Below are 26631 nucleotides of genomic sequence, written 5' to 3'. Positions count from 1 at the left end.
CCTCTTTTATATTTTGTGTTTAAAAACATTCTGTTTCGTTGTTTAATAACCACCGTTTCGTTTGAATTCCGGCACAAGATTTACAACCGATAAGGTAACGCAAGCATGAACACTGCTATTTTCCGTTTCTTTTTTTACTTTAGCGCCTGACTCAGGAAGGCTTTCGCGCGTAAGAGAAGAAACGAAAAGTAGCGCCTAAGCCTCCCTCGTGGAGGCTTTTTTGTATCTGTGCTTTATACAACTAAGGTTCAGGGTCAAAATCGCGCCCCTGATTAATCACGGTTATTTTACATCGGGCCATATTGGCCAGAAGAAGAGGAAAGCAATGCCACATCTCGCAGAACTGGTTGCCAATGCCAAGGCAGCCGTAGAGAGTGCTCAGGATATCGCCGCACTGGATAATGTGCGTGTCGAATATCTGGGTAAGAAAGGCCACCTGACACTCCAGATGACAACCCTCCGTGAATTACCAGCGGAAGAACGCCCGGCTGCGGGTGCAGTCATCAACGAAGCGAAAGCGCAGGTTCAGGAAGCCCTGAACGCGCGTAAAAATACGCTGGAGTCCGCCGAACTCAATGCCCGTCTGGCTGAAGAAACGATTGATGTTTCCCTGCCTGGTCGTCGTATCGAAAACGGTGGGCTGCACCCGGTGACCCGTACTATCGACCGCATTGAAACTTTTTTTGGTGAGTTAGGTTTTACCGTGGAAACCGGCCCGGAAATCGAAGATGACTATCACAACTTTGATGCCCTGAACATTCCAGGTCATCATCCGGCGCGTGCCGATCACGATACTTTTTGGTTTGATGCCAAGCGCCTGCTGCGTACACAAACTTCTGGTGTTCAGATCCGTACAATGAAAGACCAGCAGCCGCCGATTCGTATTATCGCGCCGGGCCGCGTTTATCGTAACGATTACGATCAGACGCACACGCCGATGTTCCATCAGATGGAAGGTCTGATTGTCGATAAAGGCATCAGTTTTTCCAACCTGAAAGGCACATTGCACGATTTCCTGAATAACTTCTTTGAAGCTGATTTGCAGATCCGTTTCCGTCCTTCCTATTTCCCGTTCACTGAGCCTTCCGCAGAAGTGGATGTGATGGGCAAGAATGGTAAATGGCTGGAAGTGCTGGGTTGCGGCATGGTGCATCCGAATGTACTGCGCAACGTGGGCATTGACCCTGAAGTGTATTCCGGTTTTGCCTTCGGGATGGGGATGGAACGTCTGACAATGTTGCGCTATGGCGTGACTGACCTGCGTGCATTCTTCGAAAACGATCTGCGTTTCCTCAAACAGTTTAAGTAAGGCGGGAATATCACATGAAATTCAGTGAACTCTGGTTGCGTGAGTGGGTAAATCCAGCCATCAGCAGCGAAGCGTTATCAGACCAAATTACCATGGCCGGCCTGGAAGTTGATGGCGTTGAGCCAGTGGCAGGCGCATTTAATGGCGTGGTTGTCGGTGAAGTTATCGAATGCGGTCAGCATCCTAATGCCGATAAACTGCGTGTTACGAAAGTCAATGTGGGCGGCGATCGTCTGCTGGACATTGTTTGTGGTGCGCCAAACTGCCGTCAGGGCCTTAAAGTTGCAGTAGCAACAGTCGGCGCTGTATTGCCGGGTGATTTTAAAATTAAGGCCGCAAAACTGCGTGGTGAACCTTCAGAAGGTATGCTGTGCTCATTCTCCGAATTAGGTATTTCAGAAGATCACGACGGTATCATTGAACTGCCAATGGATGCGCCAGTCGGTACTGATATCCGCGAATTCCTGAAACTTGATGACACCACAATTGAAATCAGCGTAACGCCAAACCGTGCCGATTGCCTGGGTATCCTCGGCGTGGCGCGTGATGTTGCGGTGATTAACCAGTTGCCACTGGTTGAGCCGGAAATGAACCCGGTCAAGGCAACGATTGATGCCACTATTTCCATTGATGTGCAGGCCCCGCAAGCGTGTCCGCGCTATTTGGGTCGCGTAGTGAAAGGCATTAACGTTAAAGCGCCAACGCCACTGTGGATGCGTGAAAAACTGCGTCGTTGTGGTACGCGTTCTATTGATGCCGTGGTGGATATCACTAACTACGTGTTACTCGAACTCGGTCAGCCAATGCATGCGTTTGATCTGAACCGCATCAGCGGCGGCATTGTAGTACGTATGGCCCGGCCAGGTGAACCGCTGACCCTGCTCGACGGTACACAGGCGAAACTGGCAGAAGATACGCTGGTCATCGCGGATCACGAGAAAGCGCTCGCCATGGCCGGTATTTTTGGTGGCGAGCATTCCGGTGTGAACGATGAAACGCAGGATGTCCTGCTGGAATCTGCTTTCTTCGCGCCACTGTCGATCACAGGCCGTGCACGTCGCCAGGGTTTGCACACAGACGCATCACATCGCTATGAACGTGGTGTTGATCCGAAGTTGCAATTCAAAGCCATCGAACGCGCCACTGCGTTGTTGCTGAGCATCTGCGGCGGGGAAGCGGGGCCGGTTATCGACGCCACTTCCGAAGCGGATTTGCCGAAAGCGGCAACCATCATTCTGCGTCGTGAAAAACTGGATCGCCTGATCGGGCATCACGTTGAAGATGCACAGGTGACTGACATTCTGACCCGCCTTGGGTGCCAGGTTCAGCATCACGCCGACCACTGGGTAGCTGTCGCACCAAGCTGGCGTTTCGATATGCAAATCGAAGAAGACCTGGTGGAAGAAGTTGCGCGTGTTTACGGCTACAACAATATTCCTGATGTCCCGGTTAAAGCCAGCCTGGTGATGACCAAACACCGTGAAGCGAACCTTTCGCTGAAACGTGTGAAAAATCTGCTGGTTGACCGCGGTTTCCAGGAAGCGATCACTTACAGTTTTGTCGATCCAAAAGTGCAGGCTCTGCTGCATCCGGGCGAGGACGCGCTGATTTTGCCTAGCCCGATTTCGGTGGAAATGTCCGCTATGCGTCTTTCCCTGTGGTCAGGTTTGCTGACTTCAGTGGTAAATAACCAGAATCGTCAGCAAAGTCGCGTACGTTTATTTGAAAGTGGCCTGCGCTTTGTCCCTGATACGCAAGCCGATTTAGGTATCCGTCAGGACGTCATGCTGTCTGGGGTGATCTCCGGCACCAAAAATGAAGAGCATTGGGATCTGGCGCGTCAGGCAGTTGACTACTACGATTTGAAAGGTGATCTTGAGGCTATTCTTGAGCTTACCGGCAAAATGAACAATGTACAGTTCAAGGTGGAAGCGAATCCTGCGTTGCATCCCGGGCAAAGCGCTGCGATTTATTTACACGGCGAACGTATTGGTTTCATTGGTGTAGTACACCCTGAGCTGGAACGTAAACTCGATCTTAATGGTCGTACCGTCGTCTTCGAACTGTTGTGGAACAAGGTCGCAGACCGCGTACTGCCTGATGCGAAAGAGATTTCTCGCTTCCCGGCGAACCGTCGTGACATTGCTGTTGTAGTGGCCGAAAACGTGCCCGCAGACGATATTTTGGCAGAGTGCAAGAAAGTTGGCGCAAATCAGGTAGTTGGCGTAAACTTGTTTGATGTGTACCGTGGCAAGGGCGTAGCTGAGGGTTATAAGAGCCTGGCTATTAGTCTGGTGTTGCAGGATACCGGCCGTACACTGGAAGAAGAGGAGATCGCCGCTACCGTTGCAAAATGCGTAGAGGCTCTAAAACAGCGATTCCAAGCATCCTTGAGGGATTGAACCTATGGCGCTTACTAAAGCTGAAATGTCAGAACACCTGTTTGAAAAGCTGGGGCTGAGCAAACGGGATGCCAAAGACCTTGTTGAAATATTTTTCGAAGAAGTACGTCGTGCTTTGGAAAATGGCGAACAAGTAAAACTGTCTGGCTTTGGCAACTTTGATCTGCGTGACAAAAACCAACGTCCGGGACGTAACCCGAAAACCGGCGAAGATATTCCGATCACGGCGCGTCGTGTGGTGACTTTCCGTCCGGGACAGAAATTGAAAAGTCGTGTAGAGAATGCTACTCCGAAAGAATAAGTGAAAACATCAAAAGGCCGCGAAAGCGGCCTTTTTTTTGCCTGCGTTTTATGTTCATCAATACACAACACGCAATAAGTTTTCACGCTTATCAGTAATAAGCACGGAAAGTGAAAAGATAGTGTTAAAAGGGTAGGCTGTTCAGGATTAGTCTGATAGATTAAATTTCAGGGCGACAAAGTCAGCGAACTTCATTATTTCCCGAGCTGATTTTTACGAAGCCATTAAAATAAAAAGGGGCCAAAGCCCCGAAGATAAATAACTCATTACATTCAGTAAATAATGCGCGTACATCATTAACTGAACCAAGTTACCGAAAAATTAACCGGCAGCTTAAGCGTAAAAATATAACATGTAATTATTGGTTATAGAACATACGCGGACCACCGCCACCATGGCCACCGCCGCCGTGACCTCCACCACCTGGGCCCCAGAATGGTGGGAATAAACAGCCGCTGAGGCTGACGACAACCAGAGCAATGCTCAATAGAGCTAAAACACGACGCATAAAATACATCCTTTGTTTGAATAAACAGGGCGAGTATAAATAGAATGCAGGCGGGTTGTTGTCAGCCTTGCGTTAAGATTTGTTAGCGTCTCCATAAGAATTGAATAGTTAATAAACACCGTCGGATTGAATTATTTCAATCAGGAAATATTTGTATTTTTATTGTAAGCTCAGAGCAAGTTATCCGAAAAAACGTTTATTTCTTATATTCACTTCCCTGGCTGGCTGATATAAAAAACACGTCATAAAAAATAAAGAAGGCGTGACTAACGTGAAAAAATCTCTCTTATTGCTTTGTTGTGCACTGGCTTTGCCTGTGATCGCACAGGCAAATGTTTCTATTGACCTCAACGTACCTGGCGTATCACTTCATCTCGGGGATCAGGACCAGCGCGGTTACTATTGGGATGGTTATGACTGGCGTCCACCGCAGTGGTGGCACGATCACCAGGGGCATCATTACGGTGAACGTAATGAACATGGTATGTACTGGCATGGCAATCGCTGGGACGCTAAACCCCCTCAGCGCGACCACGACACCCCGGGACATAATCAGGGTCATCCAAACGGTAATGGTCCCCATGATGAGCATCATGATAACAAGGCTCATCATGGTAATGATGAACGCCGTGATAATAATGATCATCACGGGAACGGGCAGCCGATCCCGCCAAACGGTTATCAGGGACATTAATTCTTGCGGTGATCCCCAACGTGTTTGAAGCCGGTGCTTAGCCACCGGCTTTTTTATTTCCTATTTATCGCATTCGCCTGTTCTTCGCTAGAGCTAACTGCCTAATATCGGTAGGATAGTCACTCACCGTCAGACTCAGGAATCTGCCTTGCATGTCTATCCCGCAGACCTTTTCAGTTTTTGAACAGCAACAGAGAAATCGTGACCGCCGCTGGTTATACGGGCTGAGCATGCTGTTATTAGTGACAGGGGCGTTAAGCCTGAGTGCGGGCGAAAGCTGGCTGTGGCCGGACCAATGGCTGGGTACTGAGGCACGTCTCTTCGTATGGCAATTACGGTTTCCGCGCACTGTCGCTGTCATAATGGTGGGGGCAAGTCTCGCGACGTCTGGCGCAGTAATGCAGTCCTTGTTTGAAAACCCTCTTGCTGAGCCAGGTTTACTCGGTGTGGCCAATGGTGCCTGCGTTGCGCTGGTCTTATGTGTGATGTTAAGCCACGGTCTGTTGCCTGTTTGGGTTATGAGCCTGGCGGCCATTGCCGGGGCGCTTATAGTCACTTTCTTTTTGCTGTATATCGCCCGTAAACGTCTTCTGACAAATGCCCGTATGCTGCTTGTCGGGATTGCGATTGGGATTGCCTGCAGTGCCTTAATGACCTGGGCCATTTATTTCAGCAATAATCTCGATTTACGGCAACTGATGTACTGGATGATGGGCGGATTTGGCGGCGTTGACTGGAGTCAGATCTGGCTTGGGTTGATGTTACTGCCCGTTTTATTGTGGCTGGTCATGCAAGGTAATACGCTTAACCTGCTGTCGCTTGGAACACAGCAGGCGAGGCAACTCGGCATATCGCTGAATATCTGGCGCTATATTCTGGTGCTTGCCGTCGGCTGGATGGTCGGCTTGAGTGTCGCCTTATCGGGCGTGATTGGTTTCATCGGGCTGATTATCCCGCATATTCTCAGGCTTTGCGGAATCACGGATCAGCGTCGTTTGTTGCCTGCCTGTGCGCTTTGCGGCGCTTCAGTTTTGCTGTTAGCGGACGTGCTGGCCCGGATTGGTCTATCTGCGGCAGAATTACCGGTCGGTGTAGTCACCGCCACCCTGGGGGCACCGGTATTTATCTGGTTGCTGATCAGAACCGGACAAATCCGCTGATCCTTTTTGGTGTGTCAGCTATGCTGTTTCCTGACACCCCTTTTCCTCACCTACTCCTGGCAGGACAAAAATATGAGTAATGAAATTTTTGATATTTCTCTGAAAACTATCGATGGCGAAGACACGACGCTCGGCGCGTACAAAGGTTCTGTATTACTGGTCGTGAATGTGGCCTCACAATGTGGCCTGACCAAACAATATGAAGGTCTGGAAAATATCTATCAGGCATGGCATGACCGTGGTTTTGAAGTGCTGGGCTTCCCGTGCAATGAATTCGGTGCGCAGGAACCCGGTACTGAAGATGAGATCAAAACCTTCTGCACGACCCAATATGGGGTGAAATTCCCGATGTTCAGTAAAATTAATGTCAACGGAGATCACCGTCATCCGCTGTATTCCGCGCTGATTGCGGCGTGTCCGACAGCAGTAAAACCGCAGGACAGTGCATTCTATGAACGCCTGGCCAGCAAAGGTCGCCAGCCCCTGAAGCCCGATGACATCTTGTGGAACTTTGAAAAATTCCTGATCGGCCGGGACGGTACCGTTGTCCAGCGTTTCGCACCGGATATGGCACCGGAAGATCCAATCCTGATGGAAACCATCAAAGTCGCGCTGGCGAAATAATGTGCGTGTGAACACACCGATGCTGGAATGTCGCCAGATAACCGTGTCCGGGCGGCTTCGTGCCTTTAGCACGCAGATTGAGCCGGGCAGCCGGATCCATATCATCGGCCCAAATGGTGCCGGGAAAAGTACGTTACTGGCCCGTCTGGCAGGGATGTCAGAAGGGGGAGGGGAGGTGACTCTCGACGGACAACGGCTGTCCGATATCCCCGGCCCCAGGCTGGCACGTCTTCGTGCCTGGTTATGTCAGCAACTGACGCCGGCATCCCTGATGCCGGTATTTCAATATTTATCCCTACATCAGCCGCAAAAAATTGATCCCGGTGCTCTTGAGCGCACGGTTTCATGTTTGTGTGAGGCTCTGCATCTTAGCGATAAGCTTGGCCGCCCGGTCACGCATTTATCCGGTGGAGAATGGCAGCGGGTAAGACTGGCGGCTGCTCTCCTGCAGGTATGGCCGACGGTGAATCCGGATAGTCAGCTTTTATTCCTTGATGAGCCGATGAACAGCCTGGATGTTGCCCAGCAGAAGGCGCTCGACCAACTGCTTTCGGAGTTTTGTGCAGCAGGTCGTTCTGTGGTGTTAAGCGATCATGATTTAAACCACACACTGCATTACGCACATCAGGTCTGGCTCATGTTTCAAGGTCAGGTAATGGTGGCGGGAAAATGTGCTGATGTCATGCAGTCTGAAAAATTATCAGACGTATACAAAGTGGCATTTGAGATACACGAACTGGCCGGCAGACAATGGATAATGGCGACCTGAGATTTACCTGAGCTTAATGCATAGCGGTTTAATTATATTATTATCGGGGTTTACCCTTTGCCCCAATTCTTATTTGCTCATAAAAAGCGCAAAGAATGCATTTTTTTAATAAAGTTCATTTTTTTTATAAAAATCATAAACAAGTTAATCAGTTGTTATTGATGGGTTTTATTCGGTTTTCGCTATTTTATTTTCGTTTATTTACTTTCTGTTTAACTTCGCAAAACTGGCAAAACCTTAAGGTTAAATTAAGATTAAACCGACATCATAAGATCCATAATTTCATGGCGGCGTTTACTTACTGTTAAATAAATGCGGTCTACAGTCATTACCGGTTAATTACCTTTTTGGGATAGCGTAATGGAAAACTTTTTGCCTTTTTCCCGTCCGTCTATGGGCGAAGAAGAAATAGCGGCTGTGGGGCAGGTATTACGCTCTGGCTGGATCACCACCGGGCCGCAGACACATCAGCTTGAACAGGATTTTTCTGCCGCTTTCGGCTGTAAACATGCTATTGCGGTGAGTTCCGCCACCGGCGGCATGCACGTCACCCTGATGGCGCTCGGCATCGGTCCCGGCGATGAAGTGATTACCCCTTCTCAGACTTGGGTTTCCACCCTCAACATGATTGTTTTGCTCGGCGCAGAACCGGTCATGATTGATGTTGATCCTGACACGTTAATGGTCAGTGCCGAAGCGGTTGCCGCAGCCATAACGCCAAAAACCAAAGCAATTATTCCCGTTCATTACGCGGGCGCGCCTTTAGATCTTGACCCTATTTATGCCGTGGCAAATCAGCACAATATTGCGGTGATAGAAGATGCCGCGCACGCTGCAGGCACCAAATATCGTGACCGCTGGATTGGAGCCCGGGGCACCGCAATCTTCTCGTTCCACGCAATCAAAAATATGACCTGCGCCGAAGGCGGCCTGATTGCCACGGATGATGATGCTCTGGCTGATAAAGTGCGTGCATTGAAATTCCACGGTCTGGCTGTTGATGCATTTGATCGTCAGGTTTTGGGGCGGAAACCGCAGGCTGAAGTGGTCGAGCCAGGCTTTAAATATAATCTCTCCGACATTCATGCCTCTGTCGCTGTCGTGCAGCTTAAGCGTCTGGCACAAATGAATGCCCGCCGTGCGGAGCTGGCCCAGCGTTATCTGGATAAATTACAGGGCTCACCGTATCTGCCCATGAATGTGCCGGCTTATCCGCATCTGCATACGTGGCATTTATTCATGATACGTGTGGACGAAGCGCGTTGTGGTATCAGTCGTGACGCACTGATGGAACGCCTGAAAGAGCAGGGCATCGGAACCGGTTTACATTTCCGAGCCGCTCACACCCAAAAATATTACCGCGAACGTTATCCGCACCTGAATCTGCCAAACAGCGAATGGAATTCCGCACGTCTGTGCAGTCTGCCGTTGTTCCCTGATATGCAGGACAGCGATGTGGATCGCGTTGTCGCAGCTCTTTTTTCTCTTCTGGAGGCGCAGTAGTGGCGCATTACGAACCTATCCGTAAAGTCTCGGTAGTTATTCCGGTCTATAACGAAGAAGAAAGCCTGCCTGCGTTGCTTTCGCGCACGCAGGCCGCTTGCCAACAATTAACCCAGCAATATGAAATTATTCTGGTCGATGACGGCAGCTCCGACAGCTCCGGCGATATGCTTTCTGCTGCTGCCGAACAACCTGACAGTCATATCATTGCTGTTTTACTCAATCGTAACTATGGTCAGCACTCCGCAATAATGGCCGGTTTCAGCCATGTTACGGGTGATCTGGTTATTACCTTAGATGCCGATCTGCAAAACCCGCCGGAAGAAATTCCACGTCTGGTCGCCACTGCGGATGAAGGTTATGACGTTGTCGGCACTGTACGTGCTAACCGTCGTGATTCGTGGTTCCGTAAAACCGCGTCCAGAATGATCAACATGATGATCCAGCGCGCTACCGGTAAATCGATGGGTGACTACGGGTGCATGTTAAGGGCTTATCGCCGTCACATCATCGAAGCCATGCTGCACTGCCATGAGCGCAGTACGTTTATTCCTATCCTGGCTAACACATTCGCGCGCAAAACCGTGGAGATTCCGGTTCAGCATTCCGAACGTGAATTTGGTGATTCCAAATACAGTCTGATGAAACTGATCAATCTGATGTATGACCTGATCACCTGTCTGACTACAACACCGCTGAGAATGCTCAGTGTTGTCGGCAGTGCGATCGCCATCTTCGGTTTCGTTCTTGCGGTCTTCCTTATTTTAATGCGCCTTATTAACGGCCCGGAATGGGCCGCGGAAGGCGTGTTCACGCTATTTGCATTGTTATTCATGTTTATAGGTGCGCAGTTTGTCGGTATGGGGTTACTCGGTGAATACATCGGGCGGATCTATAACGATGTTCGTGCACGTCCCCGTTATTTTGTTCAAAAAGTCGTCGGCGTTCGTACCGAAGACAACAGTCAGGAAGAAGAGTGATGAAAGCGATTGTATTTGCCTATCATGATATTGGTTGTGTTGGTTTACAGGCTCTGGTTGATGCGGGTTACGATGTTCAGGCGGTTTTCACCCACACTGATTCCCCGAATGAGAACCAATTCTTTTCTTCCGTTGCGCGTCAGGGTGCTGAATTGGATTTGCCGGTTTATGCGCCTGAAGATGTTAACCATCCGTTGTGGGTCGACCGCATCCGTGCTTTACAGCCCGATATTATTTTCTCCTTCTACTACCGCAATATGTTGAGCGAAGAGATTTTATCTCTGGCACCGCAGGGTGGCTTCAATCTGCATGGTTCATTGTTGCCGCGTTATCGCGGTCGTGCACCGGTTAACTGGGCGCTTCTGAATGGCGAAACTGAAACGGGCGTGACCTTGCATAAAATGGTCAAACGTCCTGACGCAGGCGACATCGTTGGTCAGCGTAAAGTGACTATTACTGCCGATGATACTGCGCTGAAACTTCATGCCAAAGTGCGTGAAGCGGCTAAAGCCTTACTGACGGATGTGCTGCCTGAAATGAAGGCGGGCAACCTCACCCTGACCCCGCAAGATGAAACGCAGGCCAGCTACTTTGGCCGCCGTACTGCAGCAGACGGTGAAATTCACTGGCACAAATCTGCCACAGAAATCAATAACCTGATCCGTGCGGTGACTGAACCCTACCCGGGTGCGTTCTCTTATCTGGGACAGCGTAAACTGACTGTATGGCGTGCACGTCCGCTGACTACTCAGCACGACAAACAACCGGGTACCGTGCTTTCTTCTGATCCGCTGATCATCGCCTGTGGCGAAGGTGCGCTGGAAATTCTGGCCGGCCAGAGCGAAAACGGTCTGTATGTTCAGGGCTCCCGACTGGCGCTTGAACTGGGCATCATGCCGGATATGCGTGTCGCGACATTGCCAACGGCGGTGATGAAACGTCGTACCCGCGTGTTAATCCTCGGCGTAAATGGTTTCATCGGTAACCACCTGAGTGAGCGTCTGCTGCGCGAAGACCGCTATGAAATTTATGGTCTGGATATCAGCTCCGATGCGGTCAGCCGCTTCATGAGCAATCCGCATTTCCACTTCGTGGAAGGTGATATCAGCATCCATTCAGAGTGGATCGAATATCACATCAAAAAATGCGACGTTGTTCTGCCACTGGTGGCTATCGCAACGCCAATCGAATACACCCGTAATCCGCTGCGTGTATTCGAACTGGATTTCGAAGAAAACCTGAAAATCGTCCGCGATTGTGTGAAATACAAAAAGCGCATCATCTTCCCGTCAACATCTGAAGTTTACGGTATGTGTGATGACAAAGAATTCGATGAAGATCATTCCCGCCTGATTGTCGGTCCGATCAACAAACAACGCTGGATTTATTCTGTTTCTAAGCAGTTGCTGGACCGCGTGATTTGGGCTTATGGTGCGAAAGAAGGTTTGAAATTCACCCTGTTCCGCCCGTTCAACTGGATGGGTCCACGACTGGACAATCTGGATGCCGCGCGTATCGGCAGCTCCCGCGCCATTACTCAGCTGATCCTGAATCTGGTTGAAGGCTCGCCTATCAAACTGGTGGATGGCGGTGAGCAGAAGCGTTGCTTCACTGATATTAACGACGGTATCGAAGCATTGTTCCGCATTATCGAAAACCGTGACAATCTGTGTGATGGTCAGATCATCAACATCGGTAACCCGACCAACGAAGCAAGTATTCGTGAACTGGCAGAGATGCTGCTGAGTAGCTTTGAATCGCATCCGCTGCGCGCGCAGTTCCCGCCGTTTGCCGGTTTCAATCTGGTGGAAAGCAGCACTTACTACGGTAAGGGTTATCAGGATGTTGAGCATCGTACGCCGAGCATCAAAAATGCCCGTCGTCTGCTGAACTGGAAACCGGAAATTGGTATGGATAAAACCGTTGCTGAAACCCTGGATTTCTTCCTGCGCTCAGTAAATCCTGACGCTGACAAAGCCTGACAGGGTGCCCGTCATGAAGAAAGTGGGTCTGCGCATTGATGTGGATACCTGGAGTGGCACCCGCGAGGGTGTCCCTCAGCTTCTGCAAACGCTTGCCAATCATAAAATTACCGCCAGTTTCTTCTTCAGCGTTGGCCCGGATAATATGGGGCGTCATTTATGGCGCCTGCTTAAACCGCGCTTCCTGTGGAAAATGCTGCGTTCTAATGCGGCGTCCCTTTACGGCTGGGATATTTTACTGGCAGGCACTGCGTGGCCGGGTAAACCTATCGCACGTGATCTCGGTTATCTGATGAAAGAAACCGCCAAACGGGGTCATGAAGTGGGGCTGCACGCCTGGGATCATCAGGGCTGGCAGGCAAAAGTGGGGAAATGGTCCGAGAAACAGCTGGAAGAGCAAATCCGGCTGGGGCTGGATGCATTGGAAAAAAGTCTGGGTCACGATGTTGAATGCTCGGCGGTGGCGGGCTGGCGTGCCGATGAGCGGGTCATTGAAGTCAAAGAACGTTTCCATTTTTACTACAACAGTGATTGCCGCGGAACGCGACCTTTCCTGCCGGTACTGAAAAATGGAACATTGGGTACCGTACAGATTCCTGTGACGTTACCGACGTATGACGAAGTGGCTGGCGGTGAGATTAACGCCGATAACTTCAACGACTTTATTCTTGATGCTATTGCGAAAGATAGCGGTGTACCGGTTTATACCATTCATGCGGAAGTAGAAGGCATGTCACTGGCTCAAAAGTTCGATGAATTACTGACCCGTGCGTCTGCACAGGGGATACAGTTTTGCGCGCTGGGTGAGTTGCTGCCGCAAGATCTGAGTTCATTGCCAAGAGGCAAAGTGGTTCGCGCCAGTTTCCCGGGAAGGGAAGGCTGGTTAGGTTGTCAGCAAGAAGGTTTTTCCTGATGTCGAAAACAATTAAAGGCGTATGGAGCACTCTGATCCTGGTGTTTTTCGCGCTGGTATATCTTGTTCCTCTTAATAGCCGCCTGTTATGGCAACCTGATGAAACCCGTTATGCTGAAATCAGCCGCGAAATGCTCCAGCGCGGCGACTGGGTTGTGCCTCATCTTCTCGGGTTGCGATACTTTGAAAAACCGGTGGCAGGCTATTGGTTTAACAACATCAGCCAGATGATTTTTGGTGACAGTAATTTTGCTGTGCGTTTTGGTTCGGTATTCAGCACCCTGCTGAGTGCCATTCTGGTGTTCTGGCTGGCACATCTTATGTGGCGTAACCGCCAGACGGCTTACACAGCGGCGCTGATCTATCTTTCCATGACACTGGTGTTCAGTATCGGCACTTACAGTGTTCTGGATCCTATGATCACCTTGTGGATGACCACTGCCATGGTGGCAACCTGGTTCTGCCTGCGGGTTTCGCCTACACCGCAAAAAGCCATGAGCTGGATAGCGCTGGGATTGGCCTGCGGTATGGGCTTCATGACGAAGGGATTTCTGGCGCTGGCGTTACCGGTTATTGCCGTACTGCCGATTATCTGGCGCGAGAAGCGTTTTAAAACCCTGCTTGGTTGGGGCCCGCTGGCGATTGTGAGCGCGGCGGCACTGAGCCTGCCGTGGGTGCTGGCGATAGCACACCGTGAGCCTGACTTCTGGAATTACTTTTTCTGGGTTGAACATATTCAGCGTTTTGCTGAGGCTGATGCTCAGCATAAGGCACCTTTCTGGTATTACCTGCCGGTACTCTTTCTGGGCGCGCTGCCGTGGCTCGGACTGTTACCTGGCGCATTGCGGGCGGGCTGGACTAAACGGGTCGTACGACCGGAATTATTTTTCCTGTTGAGCTGGGCAATCATGCCGCTGATTTTCTTCAGCATCGCCAAAGGTAAACTGCCGACCTATATTTTGCCGTGCTTTGCGCCGGTTGCCTTGCTGATGGCCGATCATCTCAATCAAATCTGTCAGTCAGGGAAATTGCGTACACTGAAAGCTAATGGTGTGATCAACATCACTTTTGGTCTTCTGATGGCGGCCGCTGTACTGGTGATATCCGGAATTTTGCCGTTCCACATTAAAGCTGTGTTCAGCCGTTCGGAGTTACCCCATGCGCTGATTGGTATTCTGTGCTTTGCGGTATGGGCGCTGGCGGGAGCCATATCGCTGACGGATTTGACAAAGCGCTGGTATTGGGCTGCTCTTTGCCCGCTGGTGCTGGCGTTGCTGGTCGGACAGGCTGTTCCAAAGAAAGTGATGGATTCCAAACAGCCACAGCCCTTTTTGACACAAAATATGGCGTTGTTAAAAGACAGTCGTTATGTACTGACAGACAACGTGGGCGTGGCGACCGCAATCGCGTGGACGCTCAAACGCAGTGACATTCTGATGTTTGATGAAAAGGGTGAGTTGCAATACGGTCTGAGTTATCCGGATGCCAGGAACAATTTTGTCGATGCGGCGCATTTTTCACAATGGCTGCAACAAGCACGCCAGGAAGGAAACGTCTCTCTGGTCCTCAGGCTTGACCGTAATGCTGCCGTAAAATCCTCTCTGCCTCCTGCGGATCAAAAGGTACAAGTTGATCGTCAGGCGCTGCTGTTCTACAAAAAACTGCCATGACCGGTTTCTTTCTGGTTCTTGCCGTCAGCGTTATCACCTGTGCCGGTCAGCTTTGTCAGAAGCAGGCCGCACAGGTCGCCGGGCAGGGCATGGCGAAGGTTTTACGCTGGCTCGGATTGGCGATATTGTTGCTCGGTATCGCCATGCTGTTATGGTTGCGGGTATTACAACTCCTGCCGCTGAGCCTGGCTTATCCCATGCTCAGTCTGAATTTCGTTTTCATCACGCTCTGTGCCCGCGGGTGCTTCGGTGAAGTTGTCGATGCGCGTCACTGGTGCGGCGTTGGGCTGATCATGTGTGGTATAGCCGTAATGAGTTTCAGCTTATGAAAGGATATCTCTGGGGCACGGGAAGCGTGTTGCTGGTCACTGCGGCACAATTGCTGATGAAATGGGGCATGGTGCAGATCCCGTTGTTTTCACTGGCAGCGATAGACGCTCCCTTTATTCTGAGTCATTTAAGTGCATTGGTTGCTGTTTTTGCGGGGCTGTGTGGCTATGTCTTATCGATGGGATGCTGGTTTTTTGCGTTGCATTATCTGCCGCTCAACCGGGCGTATACTTTACTGAGTCTCAGTTATGTGTTGGTGTATGTGGCCGCAGTCACTCTGCCCTGGTTCAATGAAAGCATCAGCTTAAGTAAAACCCTTGGCGGGTTGCTTATCCTGTCAGGTGTCTGGCTGATTCACAGTAAACCCGTAAAAAAATCTCATTAAATGTATTTTCTGACGATAAAAAACAGCATTAAACATTGGATGACGGATAAAATAGCGCTAAATTCTATTAGTTCTTAGATAACGGCGACTTATCCGGTGCGCGTAAAACTTCGCGTCTGGTCATGCCGTGACGCTATTCGAGAAGGAATGCACTATGCGCTGGTCATCCGTATCCATGTATTCCCTGCTGGCTGTTGCCGCATTAATTCTTAACGGTTGCAGCAGCCACGCTCCGCCGCCAAGCGGCAGGTTTGCCGATTCTATTACTGTCGTGGCCGAGCTTAACGACCAGCTCAGCCAGTGGCATGGTGCCCCGTATCGTTACGGCGGATTACAACCGAGCGGCGTCGACTGTTCTGGTTTTGTCTTCCGCACTTACCGTGACCGATTTGGCGTCGTGCTGCCGAGAACGACTGCCGACCAGACCAAAATTGGCACCAAAGTACCACGTGATGAATTATTACCCGGTGACCTGGTTTTCTTCAAAACCGGCAGCGGTGAAAATGGTCTTCACGTCGGTATCTATGACACGGCCGATCAGTTTATCCATGCCTCGACCAGTCAGGGCGTAACCCGTTCTTCGCTTGATAATGTTTACTGGCGTAAAGTCTACTGGCAGGCGCGCCGCATCTGACGCGGCACCAAATCGTATTTCCCCTGATTTCACTGCGTATTTCATCCTGTTTTTTGCTGCTATTATCCGGGCAGACCCTTCAGGATGAATATGCAATGAAACCTCTCAGACTATTACTTTCCGATTCTTATGATCCCTGGTTCAATCTGGCGGTAGAAGACTGTATTTTCCGTGAGATGACCACACAACGTGTGTTATTCCTCTGGAGAAATGCCGAAACCGTGGTGATCGGACAGGCACAGAATCCGTGGAAAGAATGCAATACGCGCAAAATGGAAGAGGACGGTATCCGGCTGGCACGGCGCAGCAGTGGTGGCGGGGCGGTTTTTCACGATCTGGGAAATACCTGTTTCACGTTCATGGCAGGTAAACCGGAATACGATAAAAGCGTGTCGACCGGTATTATTCTCAACGCACTAAAAACACTGAATATCAATGCCAGCGCCTCGGGCCGTAATGATCTGGTGGTTCAGACACCGGAAGGCGAGCGGAAAATTTCCGGTTCCGCCTATCGTGAAACTGCCGACCGTGGCTTCCATCATGGCACATTACTGCTTAATGCCGATCTCAGCCGCCTCGCTAACTATCTCAATCCGGATGTCAAAAAGTTACAGGCAAAAGGGATCACCTCGGTACGCTCGAGGGTTGCGAATCTCAATGAGTTCGTGCCGGGTATCAATCATGAGCAAATTTGTAAGGCCGTGACCGGGGCTTTTTTTGACTGGTATGGTGCGAGTACAGAGCCTGAAATCATCTCTCCGGATGTGTTTCCGGACATTCCGGGATTTGCGGAAAGATTTGCCAAACAAAGCAGTTGGGAATGGAATTTTGGTAAAGCACCGGCATTCAGCCACTTGCTGAACGAACGGTTTGTCTGGGGAGGTGTGGATATCCACTTTGATGTAGAGAAGGGCAATATCAGTCGGGCGCAAATTTTCACCGACAGCCTTAACCCTGCACCGTTGCTGGCGCTAGCCGAAAAACTGGCAGGAACGCGCTATCATGCGCAGGAGGTCAGGCAAACCTGCCAGCATATCATGGCCCTCTATCCCGCGATGCAGGCTGAACTGACTGAACTGCAAAACTGGCTGGTGCGCTGTATCAGATAACGGCGGGGATTCCGGAGGCCGTTGAAAGGATGGCTTCCGGATGCTGCTAGATTGCACTGCGCCTGTACTTTTTCTCCGCAATGGTTACCGGCCTGATGGCGGATAGTGCCGGTTTATTAAAACGTTATAAAAACTCACTGATCCCACTTAAAAAGCCCGGTGGTGAATGCTGCTACTTGCGCAATATTTCATAAGACACTATAACCATTAGCTAAAATATTTAGTAACATCCATTATTGTGCATCGGCACAAAACACCACAGAAATTCTTGATTAAAAATGACGGGTAGCGCTCACGAGGCAAGTTGCACGTTCTTATGTCTGGCGATAAGATTAGTCTGAAATGTCTGCATTGAATGATATAAAGCTCAAAAAGAAGGCCGCAAGGCGCAGGGCATTTTAAAAAACTTTGATTTCGCAGCCGTTCGCGTGATCGTCGCAGCACCCTTACAATCGGAGAGGCTCTTTCTTGATATCAATTTCTTTAATGTTTTGGTCATACCCCGGGGCTCCGGTATCTTTATGATCTGATTGATAGTCAAAAAAGTTATTAATCAATTAGCCGTGCCGTTGATGTTTTGGACAAAAATGAAAATACAATTCGATACGGCCTTTAACAGCAGCTATCTGTGCCAGCCGGTTTACACCATTGAAGGGAAATTACTGGCTGTAGAATTAATTTGCCGTTTTTCCAGTGCTGACAGTAAGTTAGTGATGCCTACAGAACTGGTTCTGAACCTGTTAACACCGCAGCAGTTATTACGATTTCTCACTGAGCAACAGATATGGGCGTGTGAGCATGCCCAATGGTTTACCGATAATCAGGTTATTTTGAATATCAGTGTTGAGGAAAAACAGGTGGCCTTATTGCTGGAAGATGAAAATCTTCGCAATGCTTTCAGCACATATACTTTCATTCATCTGAATTTAAGTGAGTCGTTTCCACGACTTTCCGAAGGCAGGAATAATGAACAAGTGGTGGCATTAAACAAATATTTTCCACTGTGGCTGGAAAACTTCGGCTCAGGCAGCATCACCATGGCACCCATTTTTGACCATCTTTTTCAGTGGGTGAAGCTCGACAAAAATCTTTTCTGGCAGTTATATGAGGGTGAAAATTTCACCATTGTAATGCCCTCGCTGGTAAGAAATGTTAGTCGATTTTGCCGTAATATTGTGGTCGACGGGCTAGACTCGCAGGACTATTTCGACGCGTTACGTAAAGCGGACATACAGGGAATGAAGGGATTGCTATGGCCTGGTGTTGAGCCCGCCGAACTGGACAGCCTGCTCATCCGGCCTGCTCAGTTTCATTAGTCATGACACGCAGTTTTACGCTCAGGATCCCGGCCAGCACCTGCTGTTCCGGGATTTTTGATATCTGCGGATAATAATCTCCCTGCATTTCCTCCGTGTTAATTAATGCCCTGCAGTCCTACACTATCAAAAAGGGGGATTTATGCCGCGATTTGAACATCATTATGCTGAGCAGTTACCTGGCTTTTACACACAGTTGCAACCGACGCCGCTAAAAGGCGCACGACTTCTTTATCACAGCGAACCGCTGGCGCGTGAACTGGGACTGGATGAATCACTTTTTGATGCTGAACATCGCCAATACTGGTGCGGTGAAAAAATTTTCCCGGGCATGGAACCTCTGGCTCAGGTTTACAGCGGGCATCAGTTTGGCCAGTGGGCCGGGCAACTGGGCGACGGACGCGGTATTTTACTGGGCGAACAGGTTTTACCTTCAGGAAAACGCTTCGACTGGCACCTGAAAGGGGCAGGGTTGACACCTTATTCACGGATGGGCGATGGCCGTGCGGTTTTACGTTCTGTGGTGCGTGAGTTTCTGGCCTCTGAAGCGCTGCATCATTTATCGGTACCGACAACGCGCGCGCTGACGATTGCCACCAGTGATGAGCCGGTTTTCCGCGAACAGCCTGAGCGCGGTGCGATGTTGATTCGTGTGGCAGAAAGTCATATCCGTTTCGGTCATTTCGAGCATTTCTATTACCGTAAACAGCCTGAGCAGGTGAAGCAGCTGGCAGATTACGTCATCGCACATCACTGGCCTCAGTTGCTGGAAAATCACCAGGCTGATGCGTTACGTTATCAGCAATGGTTTACCGAGGTGGTGGAGCGTACTGCCCGGCTGATAGCGCAATGGCAAAGTATTGGTTTCGCCCACGGTGTGATGAATACCGACAATATGTCGATTCTCGGGCTGACCATCGATTACGGTCCTTATGGCTTCCTCGACGATTATCAGCCAGGTTATATCTGTAATCACTCCGATCATCAGGGACGCTACAGCTACGATAATCAGCCTGCGGTGGCATTCTGGAATCTGCATCGTCTGGCACAAACATTATCCGGTCTGATGTCTGCAGAACAGCTACAAACTGCGCTTGGTGAATATGAACCCGCGCTTATGAGAGCCTATGGCACGCTGATGCGCGGTAAACTGGGCTTCTTTACGGAGAATAAACAGGATAACGATCTGCTCACCGGTTTGTTGAGCCTGATGGCAAAAGAGGGCAGGGATTTCACCCAGACCTTCAGGTTGCTCAGCCAGACAGAACAAAGGCAAGCCACATCGCCGTTGCGGGATGAATTCATTGACCGTGACGCTTTCGACAGCTGGTACCAGGCCTACCGCCAGCGCTTACAAACGGAAGATGTTGATGATGCAACGCGACAGGACGCCATGAAACAAAGCAATCCGCGTATTATATTGAGAAATTATCTGGCACAGAAAGCCATCGAAAGGGCTGAAGTGGATGATATCAGTGCGCTGGAGCAACTTCATCAGGCATTGCGTGACCCTTACAGTGATGCTCCTCAGTATGACGAGATGGCGAAACTGCCGCCCGACTGGGGGAAACATCTCGAAATTTCCTGTTCAAGCTGACATAAAAAATGCCACATTCCAGTGTGGCATTTTTATTGAGTCGTCTTTACTGGCGTAAGAAAATCTGTGGCAATTCGGTTTCCGGATGCAGGCAGACATTCAAATCTGCCTGATACCAGCGGCTCAGGGTGGCTTCGCTCAGTACCTCAGCGGGCGTCCCGCTGGCGACCAATTTACCGCTGTGCAATAAAATAATCCGGTCGGCATACAACGCCGCGAGATTGAGATCATGCAATACGCAACACACCGCCAGCGGTGTTTGCCGGGTTAACTGTCGCAGCAAACGCAACGCGTGTTGCTGATGATATAAATCCAGTGCCGACGTAGGTTCATCCAGAAATAACCAGTGTGGGAAAGGTTCGGGTTGCCAGAGCTGGATAAGCACCCGCGCCAGCTGAACCCGCTGTTGTTCGCCGCCCGATAAATGGCGGTAATCCCTTTCTGCCAGATCCAGACAACCGGTTTGTGTCATGACCTCAGTAAGTGCCCGTTGCATATTGTGCTGGCCGTGCGGCGAACGCCCGAGTGTCAGGACTTCGCGCACGCTAAAGCCAAACGCTAGTGTACTGTTCTGGCGCATAACTGCCCGCGTACGCGCCAGTTCCTGTGCCGGCCAGTCATTGAGAGGTCTTCCCTGAAGCGAAATCTTTCCCGTTTGTGGCAACAGGTAGCCGGTCAGCATACGCATCAGCGTTGATTTTCCTGCACCGTTTGGCCCAATCAGCGCGACCATCTCGCCGCTTTGCAAGCTCAGTGAAACATCGTCAATTAACCGGCGGTCATTAACGCAATAGGTCAGGTTTTCTGCCACCATTGATGAAGTGAAATCAGGCATTACGCGGTACTCCGGGGCGCAGGATCAACCATAAAAAATAAGGCGCACCAATCAGGCTGGTCAGCAATCCTACCGGCATTTCTGCCGGAGCGACCAGCGTGCGGGCCAGCGTGTCAGCGAGCAAAAGCAGGCAGGCGCCCGCCAGGGCCGAACCCGGTAGAAGCCAGCGGTGGTCAGCACCAATACGCATCCGCAACAGATGCGGGATCACTAAACCGATAAAACCAATCACACCAGAAACTGCGACGGCAGCCCCGGCCAGCAGAGCGCTAAGCAGCAAAAGTTGCAATTGCGTACGGCGGACATTCACACCGAGGTAATGTGCATCTTCTTCCCCTAACTGCAGAATGTTCAGGCGTCGTGCCATGAAAAACGACGCAATGCAGGCTGGCAGGATCAGCGAAGACGCCACGGCCAGCGTCGGCCATTGCGCCTGCCCGAGACTGCCCATGCTCCACAATGAAAATTGGCGTAATTGCTGATCGTCACTGACATAGGTCAGTACACCGACCGCCGCGCCGCATAAGGCATTAATGGCAATACCGGCGAGCAGCAAGCGCGACAATCCGCCATGACCAAAACGACTCAGCGTAAAGACGATGACAGAAATCGCCAGGCTGCCAGCGAATGCGCTGATCATGTGACTGTAAAGTGCCAGTAATGGCGGTAAAGCCAGCGGCATTACTATGGTTAGCGCAACCGCCAGCGCTGCGCCGCTGCTGATCCCAAGCAGGCCGGGATCTGCCAGCGGGTTGCGGAACAATCCCTGCATAACCGCACCGGAACTTGCCAGCGCACAACCGACTACCATAGCCAGCAGCACGCGGGGAAGGCGAATGGTCAGCCAGATCTGCCATAAGCTATCGTCAAAAGGACGCCCGAGAAGCGTTCTTAGCGACAGTGACATCGCACCAGTATTCACCGCCATCACGGCTAACACCAGCAGAGCGCAGCCGATGCCAGTCAGCGCCCAGACTGGCGCGCGGCGACGCGATAACACCGGAGGGCTCATGCTGCTCATTTTACCTGTTCCGCAGCATGGCGTAGCTGAGCCATCACCTCTGGCGTTTGCAAACCAAAGCCCAGCAGTGACATATCATCAATGACCAGTACGCGCTGATTCTTACCGGCCGGTGTCATAGCAACGCCAGGCAATTTCCACACCTGTTCCATCCCGCCAAGTGTCTTAACACCGTCAGCGGTCAGTAAAAGGATATCCGGCGCACTGGCAATCACGCCCTCCTGGGACAGCGGACGGTAGCGGCTGAAACCTTGCATAGCGTTTTTCGCCCCGACAGAGGTAATCATCGCATCTGCCGCGGTATCCTGACCGGCTGCCATCGATGACATGCCGCCATGGCTCATCACAAACAGCATTTTTACCGGCAGGGCATCGTGGCGAATCGCTGAAATCTGCGAACGATAGGTCGCGATGAGTTTTTCACCTTCTGACTGCCGGTTCAGTGCCGCCGCAATTACGACGATTTTACGCGGGACGGTATCCGCAGAAGGTGTACCCGGCACACGAACCACTCTTACACCGTTCTGCTCAAGCTGCCGCAACACCAGTGACGGCTCTGCCAGTTCGCTGCTCAGCACCAGCGAAGGATGCATAGACAAAATTCCCTCAGCGCTGAGCTGGCGCATATAACCGACGTCCGGCAGGCTACGTACCGCCTGCGGACGCAAGCTGGTACTGTCGCGGGCGACCACTTCGTCGCCGGCACCGAGTGCGTAGATAATTTCGGTCACGTCACCGCCAATACTGACCAGTTTTTCAGTAGCATGCAGCACCGGCGTCACCAGCAACGCTGTAACAGCGGCCAGCCTTTTCAACATTGTTTTCATGCAGCCACACCTTGCTGGGACAGTTGCGCCAGCTGTTCCCGCCACTGAGTTTGTTCAGGCGTGCCTTCGCTACGCTGACCATACAGTTGTGCGATCTGCGTACCGTCAGCGGCAAACAATTCCAGGCTGGTTACAAAACCATCTTTGGTGGGTTTACGGGTGATCCAGCTTTCCGCGATGGCACTTTCCACCAGATGCAGGGTGAACTGTTTGTTGAAGACATTGATCCATTCTCCGTGTGGCATGACCTTTTCGATCTGACCGGTGAAAATCTGCACGCAGCCACGGTTGCCCACAAAAATCATGATTTCGTTTTGGTCATCTTTGGCGATATTCAGTAAACGCGTCAGTGAGCCGTTATCCACACGCCATGCCAGATCGTCCCCGACGGCTTGGAATGCTTGCTGGCGGGTGACGTCGTGGCGTTTCAGCAACTGGAAGAACTGATGAACGTCGGTCATTGCGCGCCATTCAGCATCGAGAGTGCGGGTATCTGCGGCCATCAGGGCCGGCGTTTCAGGAACTGCCTCTATCTGCAACGGCGGATTGACGTCACTTTTGTACTGCGCAATCAGCGCATTCCATGCCGCCATGTCAGTTTCATCGGTGTTATACACCTTATGAACGGCATCGCCGTGCGCATCGAAGAACTGAATACTGTGGCGAACACCACGGGCCGTGTTTTCTGACAGGCTGAAAATATACAACCAGTGTTGCAGAAACAGACGCAGGTCCAGCGCGCGGGGATTAAGGATCAGACCGGCGTGACCACTCAGATGTTGATTTTCATAGCGACCTTCCTGCTCATGTACGGCAAAGTCGTTGCGGGTAATCGATTTAGTGCTGCCGACATTTTCCAGAGCGGCCAGTAAGGTCCGTGCATCAACATCCAGACGTGCGGCATCATGTGAAACACGCAAAGCTGTCAGTTCCGCTTCGCTGATCCCCAATATTTCCGCCAAATCGCGGGCATATTTACCCGGATTAGCTTCTTTGGCTTGTAAATAATCCTCATAGTGAACTGAATGCATTGCTGTTTCCTCGTTGTCAAAGTTACCCGTTACATAGCGGGTAAAAACCTACGCTGTTATGTGAATGATTTGTAAAAATATTTAGCAGAAAACCTTGTTTTGGATTTTGTTGCTAATGGTAATTAATATCATTTTGATAATCATTATCAAATCATTGTGTGGACACATCAAGAAAATTTTTCTCTTCAGCAGGGAATTCGGCGGTGTTAACCCATTCATTTAAGAGGGGAACAGGGGAGGTAAGCGAGGAAAGTATCAGAACGGACAGGTTATTACGCGTACCCGGACATGCCAGGAAAACAAAAAAGGGCAGCCTGCGCTGCCCTTAGAAAGGTTACAGTAAAGTGATCAGAACCTGCTATTTGTCGCTTGCGCGAGCATTGACAGTAATGTCTCCGTGTCTGCCCAACTCAGGCAAGGGTCGGTAATCGACTGACCGTAAACCAAGGGTTTGCCAGGAACGATAGGCTGTGTACCTTCAACCAGAAAACTTTCCGCCATGATGCCCGCAATGGTGGTTGAACCGCGTATGATTTGCTGACAAACATCTTCGGCTACCTCGAGCTGACGGCGGTGCTGTTTCTGGCAGTTGCCATGACTGAAATCGACCACCAGACGTTGCGTTAAATCGAATTCAGCCAGATTCAGGCAGGCTTGTTCGAGGTCAGCGGCATGGTAATTGGGCTTTTTACCGCCACGCATAATCACATGTCCGTAAGGGTTGCCAGCGGTACGGTAAATGGTCATCTGACCATTTTTATCCGGCGACAGGAACATATGGCTGGTGCGTGACGAACGGATAGCGTCGATGGCGATGCGGGTATTCCCGTCAGTGCCATTTTTAAAACCGACAGGACAGGAAAGCGCCGAAGCCATTTCGCGGTGGATCTGACTTTCGGTGGTCCGTGCGCCGATGGCTCCCCAGCTGATCAGGTCGGCAATATATTGTCCAATCACCATATCAAGGAATTCAGTCGCGGTCGGGATGCCCAGTTGGTTGACAGTCAGTAATACCTTCCGCGCCAGCTCAATACCGTCATTAACCCGGCAGGAACCGTTCAACTCAGGATCTGAAATCAGCCCTTTCCAGCCGACAACGGTACGTGGCTTTTCAAAGTACGTACGCATGACGATTTCCAGGCGATCCTGATATTTTGCACGCAATACACTAAGCTTGCCCGCGTAATCAATAGCCGCTTCAATATCGTGGATTGAGCAGGGACCGATAACAACCAGTAACCGTTGATCTTCCCCACTGATAATCTTTTCAATTCGTTTACGTGATTCCATCACGTGTTGTGCGACCGACGGGGAAATTGGCAATTTTTCTGCCAGTGCCTGAGGCGTAATCAGGCTGTCGATGCGCGTCGTACGCAGTTCATCTGTTTGTGACATCGTATTCTCGAAAAATGTGTTTCTTCTCTGCGGCAGGGATACCGGGAAGTGATGCCGATCACAATAACCCAAAAACCGATGAATTCAACCACTGTCAGCAGGATATGCCATCCACATCAGTAAAAGTATTCAGAACATACGGCGGCTCATGCCGAAGCTGTCCATGATCTTCGCTGATATCTCCTCAACAGAATAGTTTGTACTGTTGAGGTAGCGGATCTGATTTTTTCTAAATAATGCTTCCACTTCAGAGACTTCCATACGGCATTGGCGCAAGGAAGCATAGCGGCTGTTTTCAACGCGTTCCTGGCGAATTGCCGTCAGGCGTTCAGGGTCAATCGTCAGGCCAAACAGCTTATGCATATGCGGTTTTAACGCGGCAGGTAACTGAATATTGTCCATGTCGTCGGCGGTAAACGGATAATTAGCTGCGCGGATACCAAACTGCAATGCCAGATAAAGGCTGGTCGGCGTTTTACCGCAGCGCGAGACGCCCAGTAAAATCACCTGGGCCTGATCGAGATTGCGCAGCGAAATGCCATCATCATGAGCCAGGGTGTAATCAATCGCGGCAATGCGCGCATCGTATTTAGTGATGTTGCTGGCCGTCAGACCATGCGTCCGGTTGGCGATGGGGGTAGGATCGACGCCCAGCTCATTCTGTAAAGGGGCGACCAGCGACTGGACAATGTCCTGACAGAAACCTTCACTACCTTGAATAATGTCGCGGATGAGAGGTGAAATAATAGAATAAAATACCAGCGGACGGGCGCCGGTTTTTTCAAAAATGTCATTGATTTGCCGGCAGACTGCTTTGGCACGCTCTTCACTTTCAACAAAGGGAAGAGAGTAGGTGGTGGCGTTGACCGGAAATTGTGAAAGTACAGCGTGGCCTAAAACCTCTGCTGTAATGGCAGTACCGTCAGAAATGTAAAACACGCATCTGTCCACAAACGACTCCTGATTTATCGCACTTCATTTATATTCAAATTATCCCTTATTTAGTAATAACCAGAATTGCATGAAATAAAAAGCCTATTTCATCTGCGTGTCGATGTTCTGTTAATTGCTGCGAGACAGTGCGCAAAATGACTGTAATAAATGAAATGGCATTTTAAATTTTCCGCGACTTATCGCAGCTTTTTGATTTGCTTCAGCAGAACTTCAGCTGCTCTGTTAGCATTGATTTAGCGACGGACTTATGGAGACTTCCTGCTGATTCATAAGGGTTAATGATGTTTCCACACATAAGCGTCATTTTGCTGCGCTGGAATTTTCCTAAACAAAAATAGTTTGTTTTGCTGGATCGATTCACCTGTCCATGTCTTATGGAGCA

General features: G+C 50.5%; 25 protein-coding genes and 1 other annotated feature. Of the genes, 19 read left to right on the top strand and 6 right to left on the bottom strand.

Features of this window, described 5'->3' with window-relative positions; translation table 11 throughout:
- Window positions 1–100 precede the first annotated feature (100 nt).
- Window positions 101–225 (top strand) — a sequence feature (Phe leader region).
- From pheM to ETV65_RS04450, 19 genes are all read left to right on the top strand, one after another.
- On the top strand, window positions 106–150 hold the full coding sequence (gene pheM / locus ETV65_RS24875; RefSeq protein ID WP_133845469.1) for a pheST operon leader peptide PheM: 45 nt from the start codon (window positions 106–108) through the stop codon (window positions 148–150). Its footprint overlaps the feature before it by 45 nt.
- A 100-nt stretch (window positions 226–325) precedes the next feature.
- Window positions 326–1309, top strand: coding sequence for a phenylalanine--tRNA ligase subunit alpha (gene pheS / locus ETV65_RS04535; RefSeq protein ID WP_129951734.1), 984 nt, complete (start codon window positions 326–328; stop codon window positions 1307–1309).
- 14 nt (window positions 1310–1323) lie between these two features.
- A complete protein-coding gene (gene pheT, locus ETV65_RS04530) occupies window positions 1324–3711 on the top strand; it encodes a phenylalanine--tRNA ligase subunit beta (protein WP_129951733.1) in 2388 nt (795 codons plus the stop codon).
- A gap of 4 nt (window positions 3712–3715) precedes the next feature.
- Window positions 3716–4012 carry an integration host factor subunit alpha gene (gene ihfA / locus ETV65_RS04525; RefSeq protein WP_004089944.1) on the top strand — a complete coding sequence of 99 codons (297 nt, stop codon included), beginning with the start codon at window positions 3716–3718 and terminating at the stop codon, window positions 4010–4012.
- Window positions 4013–4791: 779 nt separating this feature from the next.
- Window positions 4792–5214, top strand: coding sequence for a DUF2502 domain-containing protein (locus ETV65_RS04520; RefSeq protein WP_129951732.1), 423 nt, complete (start codon window positions 4792–4794; stop codon window positions 5212–5214).
- Window positions 5215–5366: 152 nt separating this feature from the next.
- Window positions 5367–6374, top strand: a complete 1008-nt coding sequence (btuC, locus tag ETV65_RS04515; RefSeq protein ID WP_129951731.1) for a vitamin B12 ABC transporter permease BtuC — start codon at window positions 5367–5369, stop codon at window positions 6372–6374.
- A gap of 72 nt (window positions 6375–6446) precedes the next feature.
- Window positions 6447–6998: a glutathione peroxidase gene (locus ETV65_RS04510; protein ID WP_129951730.1), complete on the top strand. Its 552-nt coding sequence runs from the start codon at window positions 6447–6449 to the stop codon at window positions 6996–6998.
- 19 nt (window positions 6999–7017) lie between these two features.
- Window positions 7018–7767 carry a vitamin B12 ABC transporter ATP-binding protein BtuD gene (btuD, locus tag ETV65_RS04505; RefSeq protein ID WP_129952133.1) on the top strand — a complete coding sequence of 250 codons (750 nt, stop codon included), beginning with the start codon at window positions 7018–7020 and terminating at the stop codon, window positions 7765–7767.
- A 360-nt stretch (window positions 7768–8127) separates the two neighbouring features.
- On the top strand, window positions 8128–9270 hold the full coding sequence (gene arnB, locus ETV65_RS04500; protein ID WP_129951729.1) for a UDP-4-amino-4-deoxy-L-arabinose aminotransferase: 1143 nt from the start codon (window positions 8128–8130) through the stop codon (window positions 9268–9270).
- On the top strand, window positions 9270–10250 hold the full coding sequence (gene arnC / locus ETV65_RS04495) for an undecaprenyl-phosphate 4-deoxy-4-formamido-L-arabinose transferase (RefSeq protein WP_129951728.1): 981 nt from the start codon (window positions 9270–9272) through the stop codon (window positions 10248–10250). Before arnB ends, arnC begins: the two co-directional genes overlap by 1 nt.
- Complete coding sequence (gene arnA / locus ETV65_RS04490) at window positions 10250–12232, top strand: bifunctional UDP-4-amino-4-deoxy-L-arabinose formyltransferase/UDP-glucuronic acid oxidase ArnA (protein WP_129951727.1); 1983 nt, start codon at window positions 10250–10252, stop codon at window positions 12230–12232. The genes arnC and arnA overlap by 1 nt, the downstream gene beginning before the upstream one ends.
- Window positions 12233–12245: 13 nt before the next feature.
- The gene (gene arnD / locus ETV65_RS04485; RefSeq protein WP_129951726.1) at window positions 12246–13145 is read left to right on the top strand and encodes a 4-deoxy-4-formamido-L-arabinose-phosphoundecaprenol deformylase; all 900 of its coding nucleotides are present in this window, start codon (window positions 12246–12248) and stop codon (window positions 13143–13145) included.
- Window positions 13145–14815 (top strand): lipid IV(A) 4-amino-4-deoxy-L-arabinosyltransferase, encoded by a 1671-nt coding sequence (arnT, locus tag ETV65_RS04480; protein ID WP_129951725.1) that lies wholly within the window; start codon window positions 13145–13147, stop codon window positions 14813–14815. The genes arnD and arnT overlap by 1 nt, the downstream gene beginning before the upstream one ends.
- On the top strand, window positions 14812–15144 hold the full coding sequence (gene arnE / locus ETV65_RS04475) for a 4-amino-4-deoxy-L-arabinose-phosphoundecaprenol flippase subunit ArnE (protein ID WP_129951724.1): 333 nt from the start codon (window positions 14812–14814) through the stop codon (window positions 15142–15144). The genes arnT and arnE overlap by 4 nt, the downstream gene beginning before the upstream one ends.
- Window positions 15141–15530 (top strand): 4-amino-4-deoxy-L-arabinose-phosphoundecaprenol flippase subunit ArnF, encoded by a 390-nt coding sequence (arnF, locus tag ETV65_RS04470; protein WP_129951723.1) that lies wholly within the window; start codon window positions 15141–15143, stop codon window positions 15528–15530. Before arnE ends, arnF begins: the two co-directional genes overlap by 4 nt.
- Before the next feature lie 154 nt (window positions 15531–15684).
- Entirely contained in the window at window positions 15685–16164 is a 480-nt protein-coding gene (locus tag ETV65_RS04465; protein WP_129951722.1) for an NlpC/P60 family protein, read from the top strand.
- 95 nt (window positions 16165–16259) lie between these two features.
- On the top strand, window positions 16260–17273 hold the full coding sequence (locus tag ETV65_RS04460) for a lipoate--protein ligase A (RefSeq protein ID WP_129951721.1): 1014 nt from the start codon (window positions 16260–16262) through the stop codon (window positions 17271–17273).
- 530 nt (window positions 17274–17803) lie between these two features.
- Window positions 17804–18589 carry an EAL domain-containing protein gene (locus ETV65_RS04455; RefSeq protein ID WP_235173062.1) on the top strand — a complete coding sequence of 262 codons (786 nt, stop codon included), beginning with the start codon at window positions 17804–17806 and terminating at the stop codon, window positions 18587–18589.
- 142 nt (window positions 18590–18731) lie between these two features.
- Window positions 18732–20186 carry a protein adenylyltransferase SelO gene (locus ETV65_RS04450; protein ID WP_129951720.1) on the top strand — a complete coding sequence of 485 codons (1455 nt, stop codon included), beginning with the start codon at window positions 18732–18734 and terminating at the stop codon, window positions 20184–20186.
- A gap of 46 nt (window positions 20187–20232) precedes the next feature.
- Here ETV65_RS04450 and ETV65_RS04445 read toward each other — a convergent pair whose 3' ends face one another.
- The 6 genes from ETV65_RS04445 to ETV65_RS04420 all read right to left on the bottom strand — a co-directional run bounded on the left by ETV65_RS04445 (window position 20233) and on the right by ETV65_RS04420 (window position 26246).
- Window positions 20233–21021 carry a heme ABC transporter ATP-binding protein gene (locus ETV65_RS04445; RefSeq protein ID WP_129951719.1) on the bottom strand — a complete coding sequence of 263 codons (789 nt, stop codon included), beginning with the start codon at window positions 21019–21021 and terminating at the stop codon, window positions 20233–20235.
- The gene (locus ETV65_RS04440) at window positions 21014–22042 is read right to left on the bottom strand and encodes an iron ABC transporter permease (protein ID WP_165383691.1); all 1029 of its coding nucleotides are present in this window, start codon (window positions 22040–22042) and stop codon (window positions 21014–21016) included. The genes ETV65_RS04445 and ETV65_RS04440 overlap by 8 nt, the downstream gene beginning before the upstream one ends.
- Complete coding sequence (locus ETV65_RS04435; protein ID WP_129951718.1) at window positions 22039–22869, bottom strand: hemin ABC transporter substrate-binding protein; 831 nt, start codon at window positions 22867–22869, stop codon at window positions 22039–22041. Before ETV65_RS04435 ends, ETV65_RS04440 begins: the two co-directional genes overlap by 4 nt.
- A complete protein-coding gene (locus tag ETV65_RS04430) occupies window positions 22866–23900 on the bottom strand; it encodes a ChuX/HutX family heme-like substrate-binding protein (RefSeq protein ID WP_129951717.1) in 1035 nt (344 codons plus the stop codon). Before ETV65_RS04430 ends, ETV65_RS04435 begins: the two co-directional genes overlap by 4 nt.
- A 348-nt stretch (window positions 23901–24248) precedes the next feature.
- Entirely contained in the window at window positions 24249–25295 is a 1047-nt protein-coding gene (locus tag ETV65_RS04425; RefSeq protein WP_129951716.1) for a 3-deoxy-7-phosphoheptulonate synthase, read from the bottom strand.
- Between the two features lie 129 nt (window positions 25296–25424).
- The gene (locus ETV65_RS04420; protein WP_129951715.1) at window positions 25425–26246 is read right to left on the bottom strand and encodes a pyruvate, water dikinase regulatory protein; all 822 of its coding nucleotides are present in this window, start codon (window positions 26244–26246) and stop codon (window positions 25425–25427) included.
- Window positions 26247–26631 lie beyond the last annotated feature (385 nt).

Origin of the sequence: Rahnella sp. RFA10(1/100) (assembly GCF_004195115.1) — a bacterium.
Classification (GTDB): domain Bacteria; phylum Pseudomonadota; class Gammaproteobacteria; order Enterobacterales; family Enterobacteriaceae; genus Rahnella; species Rahnella perminowiae.
This window is presented reverse-complemented; position numbering and strand designations above follow the sequence as displayed.

Coding starts and splice junctions, on each gene's coding strand:
- pheS (WP_129951734.1), top strand. CDS start 326: ATGCCACATCTCGCAGAACTGGTTGCCAATGCCAAGGCAGCCGTAGAG.
- pheT (WP_129951733.1), top strand. CDS start 1,324: ATGAAATTCAGTGAACTCTGGTTGCGTGAGTGGGTAAATCCAGCCATC.
- ihfA (WP_004089944.1), top strand. CDS start 3,716: ATGGCGCTTACTAAAGCTGAAATGTCAGAACACCTGTTTGAAAAGCTG.
- btuC (WP_129951731.1), top strand. CDS start 5,367: ATGTCTATCCCGCAGACCTTTTCAGTTTTTGAACAGCAACAGAGAAAT.
- ETV65_RS04510 (WP_129951730.1), top strand. CDS start 6,447: ATGAGTAATGAAATTTTTGATATTTCTCTGAAAACTATCGATGGCGAA.
- btuD (WP_129952133.1), top strand. CDS start 7,018: ATGCTGGAATGTCGCCAGATAACCGTGTCCGGGCGGCTTCGTGCCTTT.
- arnB (WP_129951729.1), top strand. CDS start 8,128: ATGGAAAACTTTTTGCCTTTTTCCCGTCCGTCTATGGGCGAAGAAGAA.
- arnA (WP_129951727.1), top strand. CDS start 10,250: ATGAAAGCGATTGTATTTGCCTATCATGATATTGGTTGTGTTGGTTTA.
- arnD (WP_129951726.1), top strand. CDS start 12,246: ATGAAGAAAGTGGGTCTGCGCATTGATGTGGATACCTGGAGTGGCACC.
- arnT (WP_129951725.1), top strand. CDS start 13,145: ATGTCGAAAACAATTAAAGGCGTATGGAGCACTCTGATCCTGGTGTTT.
- arnE (WP_129951724.1), top strand. CDS start 14,812: ATGACCGGTTTCTTTCTGGTTCTTGCCGTCAGCGTTATCACCTGTGCC.
- arnF (WP_129951723.1), top strand. CDS start 15,141: ATGAAAGGATATCTCTGGGGCACGGGAAGCGTGTTGCTGGTCACTGCG.
- ETV65_RS04465 (WP_129951722.1), top strand. CDS start 15,685: ATGCGCTGGTCATCCGTATCCATGTATTCCCTGCTGGCTGTTGCCGCA.
- ETV65_RS04460 (WP_129951721.1), top strand. CDS start 16,260: ATGAAACCTCTCAGACTATTACTTTCCGATTCTTATGATCCCTGGTTC.
- ETV65_RS04450 (WP_129951720.1), top strand. CDS start 18,732: ATGCCGCGATTTGAACATCATTATGCTGAGCAGTTACCTGGCTTTTAC.
- ETV65_RS04445 (WP_129951719.1), bottom strand. CDS start 21,021: ATGCCTGATTTCACTTCATCAATGGTGGCAGAAAACCTGACCTATTGC.
- ETV65_RS04440 (WP_165383691.1), bottom strand. CDS start 22,042: ATGAGCAGCATGAGCCCTCCGGTGTTATCGCGTCGCCGCGCGCCAGTC.
- ETV65_RS04435 (WP_129951718.1), bottom strand. CDS start 22,869: ATGAAAACAATGTTGAAAAGGCTGGCCGCTGTTACAGCGTTGCTGGTG.
- ETV65_RS04430 (WP_129951717.1), bottom strand. CDS start 23,900: ATGCATTCAGTTCACTATGAGGATTATTTACAAGCCAAAGAAGCTAAT.
- ETV65_RS04425 (WP_129951716.1), bottom strand. CDS start 25,295: ATGTCACAAACAGATGAACTGCGTACGACGCGCATCGACAGCCTGATT.